General features: G+C 67.8%; 19 protein-coding genes. 18 read left to right on the top strand and 1 reads right to left on the bottom strand.

The window, feature by feature from the left end; all coding sequences use genetic code 11:
- Positions 1 to 64 precede the first annotated feature (64 nt).
- From QSJ19_RS09695 to QSJ19_RS09630, 14 genes are all read left to right on the top strand, one after another.
- Positions 65 to 1,606, top strand: a complete 1,542-nt coding sequence (locus QSJ19_RS09695; protein WP_286319982.1) for a cell division protein PerM — start codon at positions 65 to 67, stop codon at positions 1,604 to 1,606.
- A gap of 63 nt (positions 1,607 to 1,669) precedes the next feature.
- Complete coding sequence (gene purN, locus QSJ19_RS09690; protein WP_286319980.1) at positions 1,670 to 2,305, top strand: phosphoribosylglycinamide formyltransferase; 636 nt, start codon at positions 1,670 to 1,672, stop codon at positions 2,303 to 2,305.
- Positions 2,302 to 3,876 (top strand): bifunctional phosphoribosylaminoimidazolecarboxamide formyltransferase/IMP cyclohydrolase, encoded by a 1,575-nt coding sequence (gene purH, locus QSJ19_RS09685; RefSeq protein WP_286319978.1) that lies wholly within the window; start codon positions 2,302 to 2,304, stop codon positions 3,874 to 3,876. The genes purN and purH overlap by 4 nt, the downstream gene beginning before the upstream one ends.
- 39 nt (positions 3,877 to 3,915) lie before the next feature.
- Positions 3,916 to 4,659: a sulfite exporter TauE/SafE family protein gene (locus QSJ19_RS09680; protein WP_286319976.1), complete on the top strand. Its 744-nt coding sequence runs from the start codon at positions 3,916 to 3,918 to the stop codon at positions 4,657 to 4,659.
- Positions 4,660 to 4,931: 272 nt separating this feature from the next.
- The gene (locus tag QSJ19_RS09675; protein WP_286319974.1) at positions 4,932 to 5,801 is read left to right on the top strand and encodes an ABC transporter permease; all 870 of its coding nucleotides are present in this window, start codon (positions 4,932 to 4,934) and stop codon (positions 5,799 to 5,801) included.
- Positions 5,802 to 5,808: 7 nt separating this feature from the next.
- Positions 5,809 to 6,876 (top strand): taurine ABC transporter substrate-binding protein, encoded by a 1,068-nt coding sequence (locus tag QSJ19_RS09670; RefSeq protein ID WP_286319972.1) that lies wholly within the window; start codon positions 5,809 to 5,811, stop codon positions 6,874 to 6,876.
- Entirely contained in the window at positions 6,857 to 7,690 is an 834-nt protein-coding gene (locus QSJ19_RS09665; RefSeq protein ID WP_286319970.1) for an ABC transporter ATP-binding protein, read from the top strand. Before QSJ19_RS09670 ends, QSJ19_RS09665 begins: the two co-directional genes overlap by 20 nt.
- A 352-nt stretch (positions 7,691 to 8,042) precedes the next feature.
- On the top strand, positions 8,043 to 8,966 hold the full coding sequence (locus QSJ19_RS09660; RefSeq protein ID WP_286319968.1) for a TauD/TfdA dioxygenase family protein: 924 nt from the start codon (positions 8,043 to 8,045) through the stop codon (positions 8,964 to 8,966).
- Between the two features lie 303 nt (positions 8,967 to 9,269).
- Entirely contained in the window at positions 9,270 to 9,647 is a 378-nt protein-coding gene (locus tag QSJ19_RS09655) for an ArsR/SmtB family transcription factor (RefSeq protein WP_286319967.1), read from the top strand.
- Entirely contained in the window at positions 9,644 to 10,138 is a 495-nt protein-coding gene (locus tag QSJ19_RS09650; RefSeq protein WP_286319965.1) for an SRPBCC family protein, read from the top strand. Before QSJ19_RS09655 ends, QSJ19_RS09650 begins: the two co-directional genes overlap by 4 nt.
- 4 nt (positions 10,139 to 10,142) lie before the next feature.
- Positions 10,143 to 10,739, top strand: coding sequence for a maleylpyruvate isomerase family mycothiol-dependent enzyme (locus tag QSJ19_RS09645; RefSeq protein WP_286319962.1), 597 nt, complete (start codon positions 10,143 to 10,145; stop codon positions 10,737 to 10,739).
- 32 nt (positions 10,740 to 10,771) lie between these two features.
- Positions 10,772 to 12,217: a sigma 54-interacting transcriptional regulator gene (locus tag QSJ19_RS09640; RefSeq protein WP_286319960.1), complete on the top strand. Its 1,446-nt coding sequence runs from the start codon at positions 10,772 to 10,774 to the stop codon at positions 12,215 to 12,217.
- Between the two features lie 32 nt (positions 12,218 to 12,249).
- Positions 12,250 to 14,247, top strand: coding sequence for a vWA domain-containing protein (locus QSJ19_RS09635; protein ID WP_286319957.1), 1,998 nt, complete (start codon positions 12,250 to 12,252; stop codon positions 14,245 to 14,247).
- Positions 14,248 to 14,346: 99 nt separating this feature from the next.
- On the top strand, positions 14,347 to 14,985 hold the full coding sequence (locus tag QSJ19_RS09630) for a DUF1707 SHOCT-like domain-containing protein (RefSeq protein WP_286319955.1): 639 nt from the start codon (positions 14,347 to 14,349) through the stop codon (positions 14,983 to 14,985).
- Positions 14,986 to 15,050: 65 nt separating this feature from the next.
- On the opposite strand, the gene QSJ19_RS09625 is transcribed toward QSJ19_RS09630, so the two are convergent.
- Positions 15,051 to 15,998, bottom strand: a complete 948-nt coding sequence (locus QSJ19_RS09625; RefSeq protein ID WP_286319953.1) for an AEC family transporter — start codon at positions 15,996 to 15,998, stop codon at positions 15,051 to 15,053.
- A 91-nt stretch (positions 15,999 to 16,089) separates the two neighbouring features.
- Between QSJ19_RS09625 and QSJ19_RS09620 the strand changes: the two genes are divergently transcribed.
- The 4 genes from QSJ19_RS09620 to QSJ19_RS09605 all read left to right on the top strand — a co-directional run bounded on the left by QSJ19_RS09620 (position 16,090) and on the right by QSJ19_RS09605 (position 18,582).
- Complete coding sequence (locus QSJ19_RS09620) at positions 16,090 to 16,761, top strand: DUF4190 domain-containing protein (RefSeq protein WP_286319952.1); 672 nt, start codon at positions 16,090 to 16,092, stop codon at positions 16,759 to 16,761.
- An 86-nt stretch (positions 16,762 to 16,847) separates the two neighbouring features.
- Complete coding sequence (locus tag QSJ19_RS09615; RefSeq protein ID WP_286319949.1) at positions 16,848 to 17,498, top strand: DUF4190 domain-containing protein; 651 nt, start codon at positions 16,848 to 16,850, stop codon at positions 17,496 to 17,498.
- Between the two features lie 166 nt (positions 17,499 to 17,664).
- Positions 17,665 to 17,838 carry a 50S ribosomal protein L32 gene (gene rpmF / locus QSJ19_RS09610; protein WP_124707982.1) on the top strand — a complete coding sequence of 58 codons (174 nt, stop codon included), beginning with the start codon at positions 17,665 to 17,667 and terminating at the stop codon, positions 17,836 to 17,838.
- Positions 17,839 to 17,946: 108 nt separating this feature from the next.
- Positions 17,947 to 18,582 (top strand): trimeric intracellular cation channel family protein, encoded by a 636-nt coding sequence (locus QSJ19_RS09605; RefSeq protein ID WP_286319947.1) that lies wholly within the window; start codon positions 17,947 to 17,949, stop codon positions 18,580 to 18,582.
- Positions 18,583 to 18,599 lie beyond the last annotated feature (17 nt).

The following is an 18,599-nucleotide window of genomic DNA, read 5'->3' as shown; positions in this document are numbered from 1 at the left end:
AACTGCTGAGAATCTCGCGTCGCGTCTCCGTCAGGTGCGGCGATCGAACCGTGCGCAACGGTCCATGACCGACGGTTCGGCACGTGAACTCGTGGTGGTGGCGTTCGCCGTACCCGTCATCACGATGGCTGTCCTGGTGGTCGCGGTCCTCTCGGTGCTGCTGTTCGCCGGCAGCGGTCTGGAGGGCCTCGCCACCGCCGTCGGGACGATCTGGCTGGCGATCCACCAGGTCCCGGTGACGATCAGCGGAGTGTCGGTGGGCGTGCTGCCCTTGCTGCCCACGCTCCTCGTCGCAGTCGGCACCGGCCGCATGGCCGCTTCGGCGAGCGGTCCCGAACGTTCCGGCTCCGAACTCGTCCCGGTGCTCTGTTCGGCACTGGGCGGCCCGCTCCTGATGACCGCGCTGTCGCTCGCGGTGGTGATGGACGGGATGACCGTGCAGCCGGTGCAGAGCCCGCCGGCGCTGCTGGCGTTCGGCTACACCCTCGGCATCCATGCCGCTGCCGCCGGGGCCGGGATCGCGTGGCGACGGCGCGACGACCTGTACGAGCGGTTCGCGATCACCGCCGCCGTACGTCGTGGCGGGCGCGCCGGTGGCGTCGCGGTCACCGCGCTCCTCACATGCGCGACCGTTCTGGTGATCGCGCGGCTGCTGCTTCGGTGGACTCTCGTCGGTGACCTGATCGCCGGCGGCAACGACTTCGACGGCTACCTCGGCCTCACGGTGCTGTCGATCCTCTACCTCCCGAACGTCGTCGTCGCGACCGCCGCCGTGCTGGTGGGTTCGGACGCGCACGTCGGTGGCACAACCGTCGACCTGACCGCTGTGCACGCCGGGCCTGTCCCGCCGCTGCCGGTGCTGGGTGCTCTGCCCGATACCGCCGCCGGCCTCCCGGGGATCGTCGGTTTCCTCGTCCCCCTGGTGATCGCGCTCGCCGTCGCCCTGCGCTGCCGCTCCGTCGACCCGCTCGTCAACGTCCGATCCGTGACGGTCGCGGCTGCCGTCGCCGCATCGGTGATGGTCATCCTCTGCGCCATGGCCGGCGGTGAACTCGGTGAGTTCGGCGACGCCGGCGTCACGCTGCCGACGGCGGGAGTCTTCACACTCGGATGGATCGCGGTCGTCGGGCTGGTGGTCGCGCTGATCCACGCGGCGCTGCCGTCGACGCGGGCCGCACGCCAGACCGTCGGTGTCCTCGTGGACGACGACCTCGAGGACGACGGATACGGCTACGACGACGACTACGTCACCGACGACGACTACGTCACCGACGAGTACGAATCCGAATACGGCGAGGACGACGACTGGGAGTACCAATACTCCGACGGCGAGTACTCCGACGACCTTTCCGACGACGACGCCCCCTCCGCCGACGCCCCCTCCGCCGACGCCTCCTCGGACGAGGACGCCGGCGGCCGGACCGGGCGGGGCGGCGTCCGATATGTGGACCGCGACCACGAGGATCTGCAATACGACGATTCGACGATGACCGCCGCCGGCGATTCGCTCGACACATCTGCGGTGTCGTTCGCCGGTGATGTCGCCGATCCGACAGGTCCCCGCGTCGAGCGCGACGATGTCGACCGGCCCCTCGGTCGTCACTGAATCCCGATCGGCGATCGGCCCCGACGGCCCGGCCACCGGGACCGCCCACTAGGCTTCTGCAGTGTGAACGCAGTGTCGGCCGAAACTCCCGTGCCTGCGGTTCGCGTACCCCTCGCGGTACTGGCGTCGGGCACGGGCTCGCTGCTCGAGGCGCTGCTCGACCGCGCCGACGACGGCGCTCCGTTCGAGGTCGCCGCCATCGTGGTGGACCGGGACTGTCGGGCCGCGCAGATCGCCCGGGACCGCGACATCGCGCTCATCGATTGCCGGGTCGCCGACCATCCGGACCGCGCGGCATGGGACTCGGCGCTCACCGCGGCAGTGGCCGCCGTCGAACCGGCCTGGGTGGTCACCGCCGGATACATGAAAATCCTTGGGCAGGACTTTCTCTCGCGATTCGGCGGTCGGATCGTCAACTCCCACCCCGCACTTCTTCCGTCGTTCCCAGGTGCGCACGGCGTCGCCGACGCGCTCGACCACGGTGTGAAGATCACCGGTACGACGATCCATCTCGTCGATGCCGGCGTGGACACGGGGCCGATCCTCGCGCAGGAGCCGGTCGCGGTCCTCGCCGATGACACGGAGGCCTCCCTCCATGAACGAATCAAATCGGTCGAGCGTGTCCTGCTCGCCGATGTGGTGACGGCCCTCGTCACCAAAGGTGTAGTGACAGACGGACGAAAGGCCGACATCCCGTGAACGCACAGACCTCCGGCAGTGAGCGCCGACCGATCCGGCGCGCACTTGTCAGCGTGTACGACAAGACCGGCCTCGCGGACCTCGCGACGGCGCTGCATGCCGCCGGGGTGGAGATCGTCTCCACCGGATCCACCGCGAAAACCATTGCCGATTCCGGTGTTCCGGTGATCGAGGTGTCCTCTCTGACCGGATTCCCGGAGTGCCTGGACGGGCGCGTCAAGACCCTGCACCCGAAGGTCCACGCGGGCATCCTCGCCGACAGTCGCAAGCCGAGCCATGTGGAGCAGCTCGCCGAACTGGGCATCGACGCCTTCGATCTCGTGATCGTCAACCTCTACCCGTTCACCGAGACGGTCGCGTCGGGCGCGTCGCCGGACGAGTGTGTCGAACAGATCGACATCGGCGGGCCGTCGATGGTCCGCGGTGCGGCCAAGAACCATCCGTCGGTGGCTGTCGTCGTCGATCCCGACGACTACCGCACCGTCCGAGAAGCCCTGTCAGCGGAGGGGTTCACGCTGGTCGAGCGTAAGGCGCTGGCGGCCAAAGCGTTCCGCCACACCGCCGACTACGATGTCGCCGTGGCCTCCTGGATGTCGAGTGTGGTGGCGCCCCCGACGGATTCGGAGAACTTCCCGGACTGGATCGGTGCGACCTGGAACCGGTCGTCGGTACTGCGTTACGGCGAGAACCCGCATCAGTCCGCGGCCCTCTACGTCAGCGAGAACGGTGGCGGGCTCGCCTCGGCCGAACAGCTCCACGGCAAGGAGATGAGCTACAACAACTACACCGACGCCGACGCCGCCTGGCGCAGCGCGCACGACTTCGACGCGCCCGCCGTCGCGATCATCAAGCATGCCAACCCGTGCGGGATCGCGGTCGGCGCCGACATCGCCGAAGCCCATCGCAAGGCGCACGCGTGCGACCCGGTCAGCGCCTACGGTGGCGTCATCGCGGCGAATCGTGAGATCACCGTGGAGATGGCCGAGCAGGTGGCCGAGATCTTCACCGAGGTCATCATCGCGCCGGGTTTCGCCGACGGTGCGCTCTCCGTCCTCACCCGCAAGAAGAACGTCCGCGTGCTGACCGCCCCGGCGCCCCCGCGCGGTGGAGCCGAGACGAAGCCGATCTCGGGCGGGCTCCTCGTCCAGCAGCGCGACGTCCTCGACGCCGACGGAGACTTGCCGGCCAACTGGACCCTCGCGGCCGGCGCCCCGGCCGAGCCCGACGTCCTCGCGGATCTCGAGTTCGCCTGGCGTGCTTGCCGTTCGGTCAAGTCCAATGCGATTCTCCTCGCCCACGACGGCGCGTCCGTCGGTGTCGGCATGGGTCAGGTCAACCGTGTCGACTCCGCGCACCTGGCGGTCACTCGTGCCGGTGAGCGGGCGAGGGGGAGCGTCGCCGCGTCTGACGCGTTCTTCCCGTTCCCGGACGGGCTGCAGGTGCTGATCGCCGGAGGTGTGCGGGCGGTTGTGCAGCCGGGCGGTTCGATCCGCGACAACGAGGTCATCGAGGCGGCATCCGAGGCAGGGGTGACGCTCTACCTCACCGGCGCACGGCACTTTGCGCACTGACACCCTGACCCGCGCCGGCTGCGCCGGCGCCGCTCGTCGGTGAACCCGGCGGAGTTCGCCTTCCTGGTCGCCGCGGGGTTCGGCGCCGGGTTGATCGGTTACATCACCGGACTGGCGTCTGTGGTGAGCTATCCGGCACTCCTCGCCGTCGGTCTCAACCCGGTGATCGCGAACGTCACGAACACCGTGTCACTCGTCGCGGTGGGGATCGGGAGCACCGCCCAGTCCGGACGCGTTCTCCTCGACGGTGATCGTCGTCGACTGATCGGCGGCGTGATCGCGTCTCTCATCGGCGGCACGATCGGTGCCGTCACGTTGTTGCTCACGCCGCCGAACGCATTCGAGGCGATCGTGCCGTATCTCGTGGCGCTCGCCGCGGTCGCCCTGCTCATCCAGCCGATGTTGCGGCGGTGGGCGACGAGCCACGAGGACCGGCCATGGGCGTGGCTGGTCAGTCTGGTCGTCATCTCGGTGTACGGCGGCTACTTCGGGGCCGGCGCGGGCATCATGGTGCTCGCGCTGATGCTGGTGCTGACCAACGAGCCACTCTGGCGTGCCGCGCTGTCGAAGTCGCTGTTCCTCGGCGTCGCGAACACTGTCGCGGCCGTCATCTTCATCATCTCGGCGGACGTCGACTGGTGGGCCGCGTTGGCGATGGCGATCGGCTGCCTGCTCGGCGGGTGGTGCGGACCTCCCGTGGTCAAACGTCTGCCCGCGGAACCGCTGCGCATCGTCGTCGGCATCGGTGGCCTGGGTCTCGCGGTCTGGCTCGCCCTGCGTTGATCGCAGCTCCCGCACAATCGGATTCGGTCCGCCGGGGGGTCGTCACGGCATCCGCGCCGCCAGGGTATCGCGACGGATACCCGCTATTGGTCAATCCACCTTGGTTCACAACCAAGGTGGATTGACCGTTTCGGGGTGGATGCGATCGGGATGTCGGCGGCCGGTGTGCTCTTCCTCGCACGGTATGTGCCGAAACGCACAGAGACGACAGCCTTCGCGTCACGCTGAGGAAAAGTCTGGCTGCACAGTCGGGCGACCGCTAGACATTGCTGGTGACTTTGTTCGTCGACATCACCCCAGAGGAAGCCCGTGGCGGGCAGCCCGGCGACCCGCGTGTGACGGGGGACTCGCGTCTGCGTTCGCTGGCGACGCGGGTGGGCCTCCCGCTCCTGTCGGTGGTCGTCTTCCTCCTCGTGTGGCAGCTGATCGCGATCAGCGGCATCTGGAGTGAGACCTTCGTGCCCCGACTGGGTACCGTGTGGCAGGCCTTCATCGACATGTCGACGACCCACGACGGTGTGCGCGGCTATGCCGACTACTACTGGTGGGAACACCTCTACATGACATTGCGCCGCGTGTTCGCCGGCGTCGTGATCGGTGTTGTCGCAGGTGTTCTGCTCGGCCTCGCGATGGGGACGATCGGCTGGCTGCGACGTCTCCTGGAGCCCTGGCTGACCTTCTTGCGGGCGCTGCCCCCACTGGCGTACTTCTTCCTGCTCGTCATCTGGCTCGGGATCGACGAGGCCCCGAAGATCACCCTGCTCGCACTCGCGGCGCTGCCGCCCGCCGCCGTCGCCACCACGACCGCGGTCAGTGCGGCACCGATCAGCCTGATCGAGGCGGCCCGCGCGTTGGGTGCGTCGCGACGCGAGGTGATCCGCGACGTCGTCGTCCCGTCGGCGTTGCCGGAGACCTTCACGGGAATCCGTCTGTCCGTGGGTATCGCCTATTCCTCGGTGGTCGCCGCCGAACTCTTCAACGGCATCCCCGGTATCGGTGGCGTGGTGAAGGACGCCAGCAACTACAACAACACACCTGTCGTCCTGGTCGGCATCATCGCCATCGGTCTGTCCGGACTGATCATCGACGGCATCCTTCGGGTAATCGAGCACCGTGTGGTGCCCTGGCGCGGAAAGGTCTGAAACCGCAATGACAATCAACCGTACGAGCAACCGTTCGAGAGCGCGCTCGCTGAGCGCGGTGTTCGGCGTTCTCGCCGCTCTGGTCCTGGTCCTCGCCGGCTGCTCGGTGGACAATTCCGGTTCCGATGACAGCAAACCCACGATCCGCCTCGCGTACCAGTCCTTCCCGAGTGGCGACCTGATCGTCAAGAACAACCGGTGGCTCGAGGAAGCGTTGCCGGACTACAACATCAAGTGGACCAAGTTCGACTCGGGCGCCGACATCAACACCGCCTTCGTCGCCGAGGAGGTCGACTTCGCGGCCATCGGTTCCAGCCCGGTCGCGCGCGGTCTCTCGGCGCCGCTGAACATCCCGTACCAAGTGGCCTTCGTCCTCGACGTCGCGGGCGACAACGAGGCGTTGGTGGCGCGTAACGGCACCGGGATCAACACCGTCGCCGACCTGAAGGGCAAGCGGGTCGCCACGGCCTTCGCCTCCACCGCGCACTACAGTCTGCTCGCCGCGCTCAATCAGGCGGGCGTGAATCCCAAGGACGTCAACCTGATCGACCTGCAGCCGCAGGCATCGCTCGCCGCCTGGCAGCGTGGCGATGTCGACGCAGTCTACACCTGGCTCCCGACCCTGGACGAGCTCCGCAAGACGGGCAAGACGATCATCGCCAGCCGTGAGCTCGCCACCGCGGGCAAACCGACGTTGGATCTCGGTGTCGTGTCGTCGTCGTTCGCGACCGAACACCCGGAGGCCGTGGACAAGTGGCGTGAGGTCCAGGCCCGGGCCCTCACCCTCATCAAGGACGATCCGAACGCAGCTGCCCAGGCGATCGCCGCGCAACTCGGGACCACCCCGGAGGATGCGGCCAACCAGCTCAAGCAGGGGACCTACCTGACCGTGGCCGAACTGACCTCGCCGACCTGGCTGGGCACCGAGGGCAATCCCGGCAATGTCGCCGAGAACCTGCACAGCGCAGCGGAGTTCCTCGCCGAGCAGCAGCAGATCCCGTCCGCGCCGCCGCTGGACACCTTCCAGAAGGCCATCTACACCAAGGGATTGCCCGGTGTCGTCGAACAGCAGTGACGCCCGCATCGTCGAGGCCGATCGCTCCGCCGCAGGTCCCGACCGGCGCGGTGCCATCGCGTTGCGCAACGTGTCGCAGACCTACGGCCAGGGCGCGGGTGCGGTGACCGCGGTCGGCCCGGTCGACCTCGACATCCCGCCGGGGGAGTTCCTCGTGCTGGTGGGTGCGTCGGGCTGCGGCAAATCCACGCTGCTGCGCCTCATCGCCGGATTCGAGTCGGCGACGGTCGGCGACGTGGAGGTCTCCGGGGGCCGGCCGCTGCCCGGCATCACCTCCGGCGTCGTCTTCCAGCAGCCGCGGCTGTTCCCGTGGAAGACGGTGGGCGGCAACGTCGATCTGGCCCTGCGCTATGCACGGGTGCCCAAGGATCGACGCGCTGCGCGCCGCGACGAACTCCTCGCGCGGGTGGGTCTCGACGACACCGCCGACCGTCGTATCTGGGAGATCTCCGGCGGACAGCAACAGCGCGTGGCCATCGCGCGGGCGCTGGCGGCGGAGACCTCGCTCCTGCTGCTCGACGAACCGTTCGCCGCGCTGGACGCTCTCACCCGGGAACGGCTGCAGGAGGATCTGCGCTCGGTGAGTGCGGATCTGGGGCGCACCAACGTTTTCGTCACGCACAGCGCCGACGAGGCGGCCTTCCTGGGCAGCCGGATCGTCGTGCTGACGCGGCGGCCCGGACGGGTGGCTCTCGACATCCCGTCACCCCTCCCGCGTGCCGGTGTCAGCGCCGACGAACTCCGGGGCTCGCCGGAGTACGCGGCGTTGCGCGCCGAGGTGGGTGCGGCGGTCAAGGAGGCCGCAGCAGCCTGACGGGGTCGGCACGGTCCTCCGCTCCGAGTCGTCGACGGTCCTGCACGGCCGCCGTGCCGTGGAGGCCGGGCCGGTGGTGTTTTTCTCACCGTGGGGCTAACCCTGTCCGCTGTCCCGGCCGCCGGTTACAAAGTACGGGTGACCTCCTCCGCATCGCCTGCTCAGCGCCTCGGCCGCGTGTCGTCGTGCGCAGCGCGCGCCGGCGGGGGAGTCGGTCGGGTCGGGCACCTTCCCACCCGGACCCGGCAGATGACGGCCCACTCGATGAACTGGTCGGACGGATCGCACCACGGCTCGCCACCGGCAGTGCCCGGACCCCGCCCTGCTCGTATCGATTCACGAAGGACCCGTCATGACCATCTCCTCTCACCCCGTCTCCGTCCCTGAGTTCACCGCCGGTGGCGGCCTCGTCTCCTCCGGGATCGTCTCCTCCGGCGTCGAACTCGACGTCGACGAGTTCGGTCCCCATTTCGGCGCCGAGATCCGTGGTATCGATGTCGCGGCGTCGTCGGACGACGAGGTCCGGGCCATCCGTCAGGCACTGGTCGACTACAAGGTGGTCGTCCTGCGCGGTCAGCACATCGACGACGCCGCCCACATCGAGTTCGGCCGTCGCCTGGGCGATCTCACCTTCGGTCATCCGGTGTGGAACAGCGGCGACGTCCCCGCCGAGGTCTATGCGCTCGACAGTTCCGACGACGGGTTCGCCGACGTGTGGCACACCGACGTCACGTTCATGCCACGCCCGCCGATGGGCTCGATCCTGCGTCCGGTCGTGTTGCCCCGCAACGGCGGTGACACCAACTGGGCCGACGCCGAGCTCGCCTATCTCTCGCTCTCCGAGCCGATCCGCCGTCTCGTCGACGAGCTGACCGCCGTCCACGACGGCAACCGTGCCTTCGGGTACTACCTCAAACAGCGCCGCGGAGGACGCGGAAACACCTGGGATGGTGAGGAAGTCACCGAACTGGTGCCGGTCGCCCATCCTGTCGTGCGGGTGCACCCGGAGACGGGACGCAAGTCGCTCTTCGTGAACCCGGGCTTCACCTCGCACATCGAGGGGGTGTCGGAGGCGGAGAGCCGGGGCATCCTCGACCTCCTGTACGCGCACATCACGAAGCCCGAACACATCGTCCGGCATCGGTGGCGTCTCGGGGACATCGTCATGTGGGACAACCGGAACACCCTGCATTACGCGAATCGAGATTACGGTGACACCCGTCGCGTCATGCATCGGATCACGCTGCGCGGTGACGAACCGCTCGGTCCCGCCTGATCGCAGACACGGCCGAACCCCTCGACGCCGGCTGCCCGTCCCCACGTCGTTTCGACAGGCAGTGGATACGCCGACGTGCTGACCGTCGACAAACTGTGTACGAGCCGGTCACCGCACAGTCCGTCGTGAGTCCGTCGCCGCGGGTCGCGGATGACGGTGAACGTAACGCTCGCCGTGACGATTGACGTCATCTGTCTGCGACTCGACATCGGGACGCGGGGTACTCGTATTCAACTAAAAGGTTGACAACACCGGTCGCAACGGCGCAGAGTCTTATTCAACCGAACGGTTGAGGAGGACGACGTGGCCGACGAGCTGTCCAGGATGTTCGCCGCTCTGGCGGACCCGACCCGGCGCGACATGGTCGCCCGGTTGGCGGTGTCCGACGCGACGGTGGGTCAGCTCGCCGAGCCGTACGACGTCAGTCTCCAGGCGGTGTCCAAGCACCTCAAGGTGCTCGAGGATGCCGGCCTGGTGACCCGAACCCGGGAGGCGCAGACCCGCCCGGTCCATCTGGAAGCGGAGGTGTTCGACCTCATGACCAAGTGGATCGAGCGTTACCGCAGGCAGGCGGAAGAGCGCTATCAGCGCCTCGATGTCTTGCTCGCGGAGATGAACGACGGCCCCGCGGCACACCGTCGCGAGGACGACAAACCCCGAACGAAAGGAAAGGCGTCATGAGTGCAGTGCAGACCCGCTATCCCGAGGCCGCGATCGAGGCCGACAAGGACGTGCCCATCATCCGCATCACCCGCGACTTCCGGGGTACCCCGGCACAGCTGCTGAAGGCGCACACCGACCCGGAGCTGTTCGTACGATGGGTGGGCCCGTCCGCGATCAGCAGTCGCATCGTCGACTGGGACGTCCGCGATGGCGGCAGCTGGCGCTACGTCAGCGAGCACGACGGTCAGGAATTCGGCTTCCGCGGATGCTTCCACACGGTCTCCGAGGACAAGATCGTGCAGACCTTCACCTTCGAGGGCATGCCCGACCAGGTCGCCCTCGAGTCACTGTGGTTCGAGGACCTCGGTGACGGGAACACCCGGCTGCACGCGCAGTCGCTGTGTGACAGCTTCGAGGCTCGGGACGGATGGCTCGCGTCCGGCATGGAGGTCGGTGTCAACGAGGGCTACGCCGCGCTCGACGAACTCCTCGGTGCGGGCGAGGTCTGAGCCGATGCCCGAGTCGATCGTCGCGCTGCCGCCCGCCGACCGCCATCGCGTCGTCGCCGGCGGATTCGCCGAACAGGTTGCTGCCGTGTCGGATTGGGAGTCCCCGACACCGGTCGACGGGTGGGTGGCGCGTGACGTCGTCGCCCACCTCGTCGAGTGGTTCCCCGGCTTCCTGGCGGGAGGGGGAGTGACACTGCCGGCGGGACCGACCGTCGCCGACGACCCCGTCGCCGCGTGGCGCGCTCACTCCGCCGCGGTGCAGGACCTGCTCGACGGCCCGTCGGCCGACGACACCTTCACCCATCCGATGGCGGGAGAGCACCGCCTCGCCGATGCCGTCGACCGGTTCTACACCGCCGACGTGTTCATGCACACCTGGGACCTCGCTGCTGCCGCCGGTCGTCCGTCGGGCCTCGACCCGACGTTCGCCGGGCAACTGCTCGACGGCATGGTCGGCATGGAGGAACTGTTGCGCTCGTCGGGGCAGTACGGCGCGGCGGTGCCGGTTCCCGACGACGCGGATGCGGTGGCCCGGCTTGCCGGATTCATCGGCCGCGACCCGGCATGGACCGGGCCTGCGGGCGGGACCGTCCGCCGCTGAGAGCGATCCGCCTCTGGGCGGAGGCGAGTACCGTGGACAAGGTGCCAGAGGAGAACTTCACCACACACACCTCTCAGTCCACCGAAACCCGCCATCCGTCACCCCGCACCCTGGGTGAGCTGCGTGCGAGTGGTCATATCCAGCGCAGCGTGCGCGACGAGATCCGCAACAACCTGCTGGGTGCGCTGCGCGACGGCCGCGATCCGTGGCCCGGCATCGTCGGGTTCGAGGCGACCGTGATCCCGCAGCTCGAGCGGGCGCTGATCGCCGGCCACGACGTCGTGATGCTCGGCGAACGCGGTCAGGGCAAGACACGCATCCTGCGGACGCTCGTCCTGCTCCTCGACGAGTGGACACCGGTCATCGCGGGTTCGGACCTGGGAGAGCACCCCTACGAGCCGATAACGCCCGCGTCGATTCGCAAGGCCGCCAATCTGCTCGACGACCTGCCGATCGAATGGCGTCATCGCAGTCAGCGGTACAGCGAGAAGCTCGCGACACCGGACACGTCCGTTGCTGACCTCGTCGGAGACATCGACCCGATGAAGGTCGCCGAAGGACGCAGCCTCGGGGACCCCGAGACCATCCATTTCGGCCTCATCCCTCGAGCGCACCGGGGCATCGTCGCGATCAACGAGTTGCCCGACCTCGCCGAGCGCATCCAGGTGTCCATGCTGAACGTCATGGAGGAGCGCGACATCCAGGTCCGCGGCTACACGCTGCGCCTCCCCTTGGACGTACTGGTGATGGCGAGCGCAAACCCGGAAGATTACACCAACCGCGGCCGGATCATCACCCCACTCAAGGACCGCTTCGGTGCCGAGATCCGCACGCACTACCCGCTCGAACTCGACGACGAGATCGCCGTCATCGAGCAGGAAGCGGACCTGACCGCGACCGTGCCGACCTTCGTGACCGAGATCCTCGCGCGGTTCACCCGGTACGCGCGAGACCATCCGTCGATCGATCAGCGATCGGGTGTGTCGGCTCGATTCTCGATCGCCGGCGCGGAGACCGTGGCCGCCGCCGCACTCCACCGCGCCACCGTGATGGGTGAGGAGGTGCCCGTCGCCCGTGTCGTCGACCTCGAGTCGGTGATCGAGGTCCTGCGGGGCAAGATCGAGTTCGAGTCCGGTGAGGAGGGACGCGAACTGGAGATCCTCGAGCATCTGATGCGCAAGTCGGTGGCCGACACCGTGCGCGCACACCTCGGCGGTATCGACATGGCGCCGCTCGTCGACGCACTGGAGAACGGTGAGCCCGTCGTCACCGGTGACCGCGTCACCGCCGTCGACCTGCTCGGTTCGATCCCGGACCCCGACACCACGTCCGAGGTGCTGGCCCAGATCGCGGAACGGCTCGATGCCGAATCCGACGGTGAACGCGCCAGCGCCGTCGAACTCGCGCTGGAGGGTCTGTTCCTCGCCCGACGGATCGGCAAAGAGGCCGACGAGACCGGGCAGACCATCTACGGCTGACTCCCGACACGACCGACTGAGGGGCACGAATCATGGCCCGCAAGACCTTTCACCGTTCGCGATACCAGCGATACGCAGGTGGTCCGGATCCGCTCGCGCCGCCGGTCGATCTGCGTGAGGCGTTGCGTGACATCGGCGACGACGTCATGGCCGGCGCGTCGCCGCAACGGGCGCTGCGTGAATTCCTGCGCCGCGGAACTCAGGACATGCGCGGCCTCGACAAGTTGCGTGAGCAGATCAACCGTCGGCGGCAGGAGATGCTGAAGAAGCGCAATCTCGACGGGACGTTCGCCGAGATCCGTGAACTGCTCGACCGGGCCGTGCTCGAGGAGCGCAAACAGCTGGCCCGCGACCTCGACGACGACGCCCGGTTCGCGGAGATGCAGATCGGCAGTCTGCCGCCGTCGACGGCGCAGGCCGTCGAAGAACTCTCCGAGTACAACTGGCGGAGTCCGCAGGCCCGTGAGGACTACGAGAAGATCAAGGACCTCCTCGGGAGAGAACTGCTCGATCAGCGCTTCGCCGGGATGAAGGAGGCACTCGAGGGTGCCGACGAGGGTGACCGCCAGCGTGTCTCGGAGATGCTGAAAGACCTCAACGAGTTGCTCGACGCCCACAACCGCGGTGAGGACACGAGCGAGAAGTTCGAGAAGTTCATGGACGAGCACGGCGACTTCTTTCCCGAGAACCCGCGCAACACCGAGGAACTCATCGATTCGCTGGCTCAGCGTGCGGCCGCCGCGCAACAGTTCTACAACTCGCTGACCCCCGAGCAACGCGCCGAGCTCGATCAGCTGGCCCAACAGGCATTCGGGTCGCCCGAGCTGATGAGTCAACTGGCGCAGATGGATTCGTCGCTGCGCCAGGCCCGACCCGGCTTGAACTGGGATGACGCCCAGTCGTTCTCGGGTGATCAGCCGATGGGGCTCGGGGAGGGCGCCGGCGCGCTCCGTGACATCTCCGAACTCGAGGCGCTCAGTGAGCAACTCTCCCAGCAGTACGCGGGCGCGCAGATGGACGACATCGATCTCGACGCTCTCGCACGGCAACTCGGCGACGAGGCCGCGGTCGACGCGCGGCGGCTCGCGGAACTGGAGAAGGCGCTGTCGGAGGAAGGGTTCTTCGACCGCACATCCGACGGTCAACTACGGCTGAGTCCGAAGGCGATGCGTCAGTTGGGGCAGTCCGTCTTCCGTGACATCGCCGAGCAGTTGTCCGGGCGCGGTGATCGACAGACCCGCAGATCCGGTGCCCTGGGCGAACCGACCGGCGCGTCACGCGAGTGGGAGTTCGGCGACACCGATCCCTGGGACGTCACGCGGACCGTGTCGAATGCCGTGCTGCGCACCATTTCCGAAAGTGACGAACCATCGCTCATGTCGAGTGAGATGGCCCGGGCCGGAGTGCGGATCGACGTGCGTGACGTCGAGATCGCCGAGACCGAGGCGCGCACCCAGGCCGCGGTCGTCCTGCTCGTCGACACCTCGTTCTCCATGGAGATGGAGGGTCGCTGGACGCCGATGAAGCGCACCGCCATCGCACTGAACCACCTGATCTCGACCCGGTTCCGCAGCGACGAACTTCATCTGATCGCCTTCGGCAGGTATGCGCGGTCCATCGACATCGCCGAGCTGACCGGGTTACAGCCACGGATGGAACAAGGCACCAACCTGCACCATGCACTCCTGCTCGCCCAACGGCACCTACGGCGGTTTCCCAACGCCCAACCGGTGGTCCTGGTCGTCACCGACGGTGAACCGACAGCGCACCTCGACCCGAGCGGTGAGCCGTTCTTCTTCTACCCGCCGCACCCGCAGACGATCGCGCTGACCGTCCGCGAACTCGACCATGTGGCGCGATTCGGCGCGCAGGTGACGTTCTTCCGGCTCGGCGAGGATCCCGGACTCGCGCACTTCATGGACCAGATCGCCCGCCGGATCGGGGGACGCGTCGTGGCCCCCGACATCGACGGGCTCGGCGCTGCCGTCGTCGGCGACTATCTCCGCTCACGGCGGGGGCGTCGGCGCTGACCTCAGGGTCGGTGTCGGGGTTCTCCCGGAGCGAGATGGGGGTCGGACACGCATTTCCCCGGTGGTCTGGCCGATCAGCGGCCACTAGGCTCGGAAAGCGTGACGTCGCCCGAAGACCTACCCGCTCCCCACGATCGCCGCGCGCGACTGCGCGCTGCAGACGCCGACCGTGAGCTCGTGCACCAGATCCTCTCCGCTGCCATGGCGCGCGGCAGTCTCACTCCGGTCGAGTACGAGGAAAGAGCCGGGAAAGCGGCCGTCGCCACCACGTTCGGCGAGCTCGACGACCTGACTGACGATCTGCCGGTGGGTCAACTCGGAGTGCCGATGCCGTTCGTCGGCGAGACGTCGGTGAGTCGGGTCGCCCCGGCCGCAGGCAGACGACCGGTGCTGCACCGCCTCGCACTGATGTCCGGTACCGAGGTCCGCGGGAACGCCGTCGTCGCGGACACACTCACCGCGACCGCCGTCATGGGCGGGGTGGAGATCGACCTGCGCGAGGTCGAATGGACTGCACCGGTTCTCACGATCCGGTGCACCGCTGTCATGGGTGGCATCGACATCACCGTGCCCCCGGACGTGACGGTCGAGATCGGGGGCTGGGCGGTGATGGGTGGCTTCGGTGGCCGCGCGGGTGGGCCGGGAGTACCCGGCGCGCCGACGGTGCGGGTCGTGGGCTTCGCCCTGATGGGTGGTGTCGAGGTCAAGCGGAAGGACCGCAACCGTCCCGGCACGTGAGGTCGTGTGTCCGTGTCGGTGATGAACCCCGGATTGCCGTCGGCAGTCCGGCGTTGCCGACGGTGTCAGGCCAGGAGCGCGGCGATCACCGCGATGGCCGGGATCGACCCGAGCGTCGTGATGAGTGCGGTGTCGCGCGCCATGATCTGAGCACGCCGATACCGGGTCGCGTAGACGAGGACATTCTGCGCGGTCGGCAGCGCGGCGATCACGACTTGGGCGAAGAGTTCGTGGCCGGTCTCGCCGAAACCGAATCGGGCCACGACGTACACGAGCGCCGGCATGGCGACGATCTTCAGCACGGACGCGAGCGCGATGTCGCGGCGTGGACTCTCGCCCTTCTTGAAGATCGACGCGCCCGTCAGCGACAGGCCGAACGCGAGCAGCGCGGCCGGGACCGAGGCATTGCCGAGCATCTTCATCGGCTCGAGGATCGCGGTCGGCGGTAGCCATCCGATCGTGGAGACCACGAGTCCGGTCACCCCACCGAGGACGATCGGGTTGGTGAGCGGCGCGATGATCGCGTCCCGCAGGGTCGTCTTCGGCGAGGCGTGACCCAGTGCGGGGTCGGTGACGCTGAGATCAAGGGTGATCAATGCCATCGGTGAGTAGATCAGGATCTGGAACAGCAGGAGGGGCGCGATGAAGGACGCGTCGTCGAGCACGAAGATGGCGATCGGCAGTCCGAGATTGACGCTGTTGACGTACGACGACGCCAACCCGCCGATCGCGAGCTCGGGGACCTCGCGTCTCAACCACAGGCGTGCGATGACGACGTAGACGGCGCCGATCGCCAACGCACTCCCGCCGGCGATCACGAGGGTCTTCGAGAAGATCACCGAGAGATCCGACGTCACCAGCGAATGGAACAGCAGCGCCGGAGTGCAGACGAAGAACACCAGCCGCGACAGCACCTCGTGCGCGCTGTCGCCCAGGACGCGTGTCCGGCCGAGGAACCAGCCGATCCCCACCACGATGAAGATGACGGTGAAGCCCGAGACCACTCCTGACACCGCTCGAGTGTATTCACTAGGCTGGAGCGGACATTCAGTGGCGTCCGCCGGGTGTGTGCACTCGCCGCGCCGCGTGAGATGAGGGGGATCGGTGACCTATCCGGAAGATCCACATCGGCGGCAGCCGTCCGACGGCGAGTGGAGCAGCATCCCGCCGGCCGATCCGTACACACCGGCGGACCCCGTGTACGGCCGGAGCCCGTTCGGGCAGTCGCCCTCGAACGCGGGTGTGCCGGACCCGAATGCGCCGTACGCGAATCCGCAGTATCCGAATCAGCAGTATCCGAATCAGCAGTACCCGCAGAATCCGGATCAGCCGTACGGGCAGCAGCCGTACCCGAACTCCCCATACCCGGGCGCGCCCTACCCGGGGCAGCAACAGTACGGGCAGCAGCCCTACGGGTCCCCGGCCAACGGCGGTTACCCGTACGCGGGGCAGGGTTACGGGGGCCAGGGTTACCCATACGGTGTGCCGGGGGCGATGACGCCGCAGACGGACGGTCGTGCCACTGCATCGTTGATCTGCGGGGTGCTGTCGCTGCCACTGATCTTCTTCTGCAGTGCCCTGGCCGTGCCGCTGCCGATCGTCGCCGTCGTGCTCGGAGTCCTCGCGCGCCGTGACATCGCGAACTCCGGCGGACTCCGTACGGGTTCCGGGATGGCGCTTGCCGGCATCATCACCGGTGCCATCGCCCTGGTCTTGATGGTGATCGTGCTCGTGTTCCTCGGGTTCGGCGTCGCCGCCGACCTGGCGGACACCTGACATCGACCCATCTGGCGAACCCGGACACTAGGCTGGGAACGACCGGCGAGCGAGTTCGGGCCATGGCCCGGGGAAGGTGGTTGGCGATGACCGATCCGACCGGTGGCGCACCGGGTGACACCCCGGGCGGCAGCGACCCGACCCCACCTGCCGACCCGACCCCACCCGCCGATTCGGTGACGCCGACCGATCCCGCGTCACCGACCGATCCGGCACCGTCGTACGGTGCAGCACCCCACGGGTCACAGCAGTACATGAACGAGCAGTACGGGGCTGGGCAGTACGGGGCTGGGCAGTACGGACAGGCGCCCGACCCGCAGTACGGTCAGCCGGGCTACGGCCCCACGGGCTACGGGTACGGGGCACAACCAGGTTTCGGGGCACAGCCTGGGTACGGGGCACAGCCGGGGGGACCGCAGTACGGAGCCGCCGCCTATGGCTCCCCGTATGGCGGGATGGGTTATCCGGTGGTACGGCAGACGAACGGGAAGTCGATCGCTGCGCTGATCTGCGGTATCGGATCGTTCGCGGTGTGCCCGGGTGTCCTCGGTGTGGTCGCGGTGATCCTGGGGAATTCGGCGCGCGACGAGATCGCCGCATCCGCCGGTACCCAAGACGGCGAGGGGATGGCCAAGGCCGGGGTGATCCTGGGCTGGGTGTCCATCGCGATCGTCGTGTTGTTCCTGCTCCTGGCGTTGATACTGATGATCGCCGGTGCGTTCGCCTCCTCGACGTGAGGCTGCGAGCGGGCGGTCGGGCAGCTCGTTTTGGAGCAAAAGGGATCGGCCCGGTAGTCTGGTGAGGTTGTGTGTCGCGCCTGACCGGCTTCAATGCCATCGCCGTGGGGCTGAGACAGGCCACGACACACCGTAGAAGACTTACACGTAGGAGAAGGGCTCAATCATGGCTGTACCGAAGCGCCGGATGTCGCGGGCCAACACCCGCAGCCGCCGTTCGCAGTGGAAAGCGGACAACCCGGCACTGCAAGAGGTGAAGGTGAACGGCGTCGCACAGCGCATCCCGCGCCGTCTGGTGAAGGCCGCCAAGGCCGGCATCATCGACCTGGACCGCCGCTGAGCGCATCTCGCTGACCCTGCACGGGTCGCGACACATCTTGACCGACGACCGCCTTGGACACCCGGGGCGGTCGTTGTTGTGCTCTCTCCCGACTGACACGATGATCAGGTGCTGCAAGAGATCCTGAACGACGTCGGTATCGCCGTCTTCGCTGCGTCGGGGGCACTCCTCGGCGTACGCAAGGATTTCGACCTCTGGGGCATCGTCACCGTCGGCGCGCTCACCGGGGTGGGTGGCGGCATCCTCCGTGATGTCCTGCTCGGCGTCACGCCACCGTCGTCCATACAGAACTGGCCGCCGATCGTCATCGGCGCGGTGACGAGTGTGGTGGTGTTCTTCTTCCATCCGACCTTCGCGGAATTGCGGCGCAGCGTCCTGCTGTTCGACGCGATCGGCATGGGCGTCTTCGCCACCAGCGGCGCTGCGATCGCGATCGACGAGCACGTGAGCGCATTCGCCGCGACCCTGGTCGGACTGCTCACGGCCGTCGGCGGCGGCATTCTCCGTGACGTCATCACCAACGACATCCCCCTGCTCCTCCAACCGGCCGATCTCTATGCGGTGCCGGCGTTGTTGGGCGCAGGGGTCGTCGCGGTCGGTGGTACGTACAGCGCGGTACCGATCTGGATCTGGCTGGTGACCGGGACGATCGTCGCCACCGGCCTCAGATTGGCGGGGCTCGCCTTCCGGTGGCGACTGCCCACGGCGCCCACCGGTATCCGACGACGTGACCGCAACGCCTGATGGGTCGACGCCGCGAC

The sequence above is a fragment of the Gordonia sp. ABSL11-1 genome (assembly GCF_030315685.1).
GTDB lineage: Bacteria > Actinomycetota > Actinomycetes > Mycobacteriales > Mycobacteriaceae > Gordonia.
The sequence above is the reverse complement of the archived record's forward strand: the minus strand, read 5'-3'. Positions and strand labels throughout refer to the sequence as shown.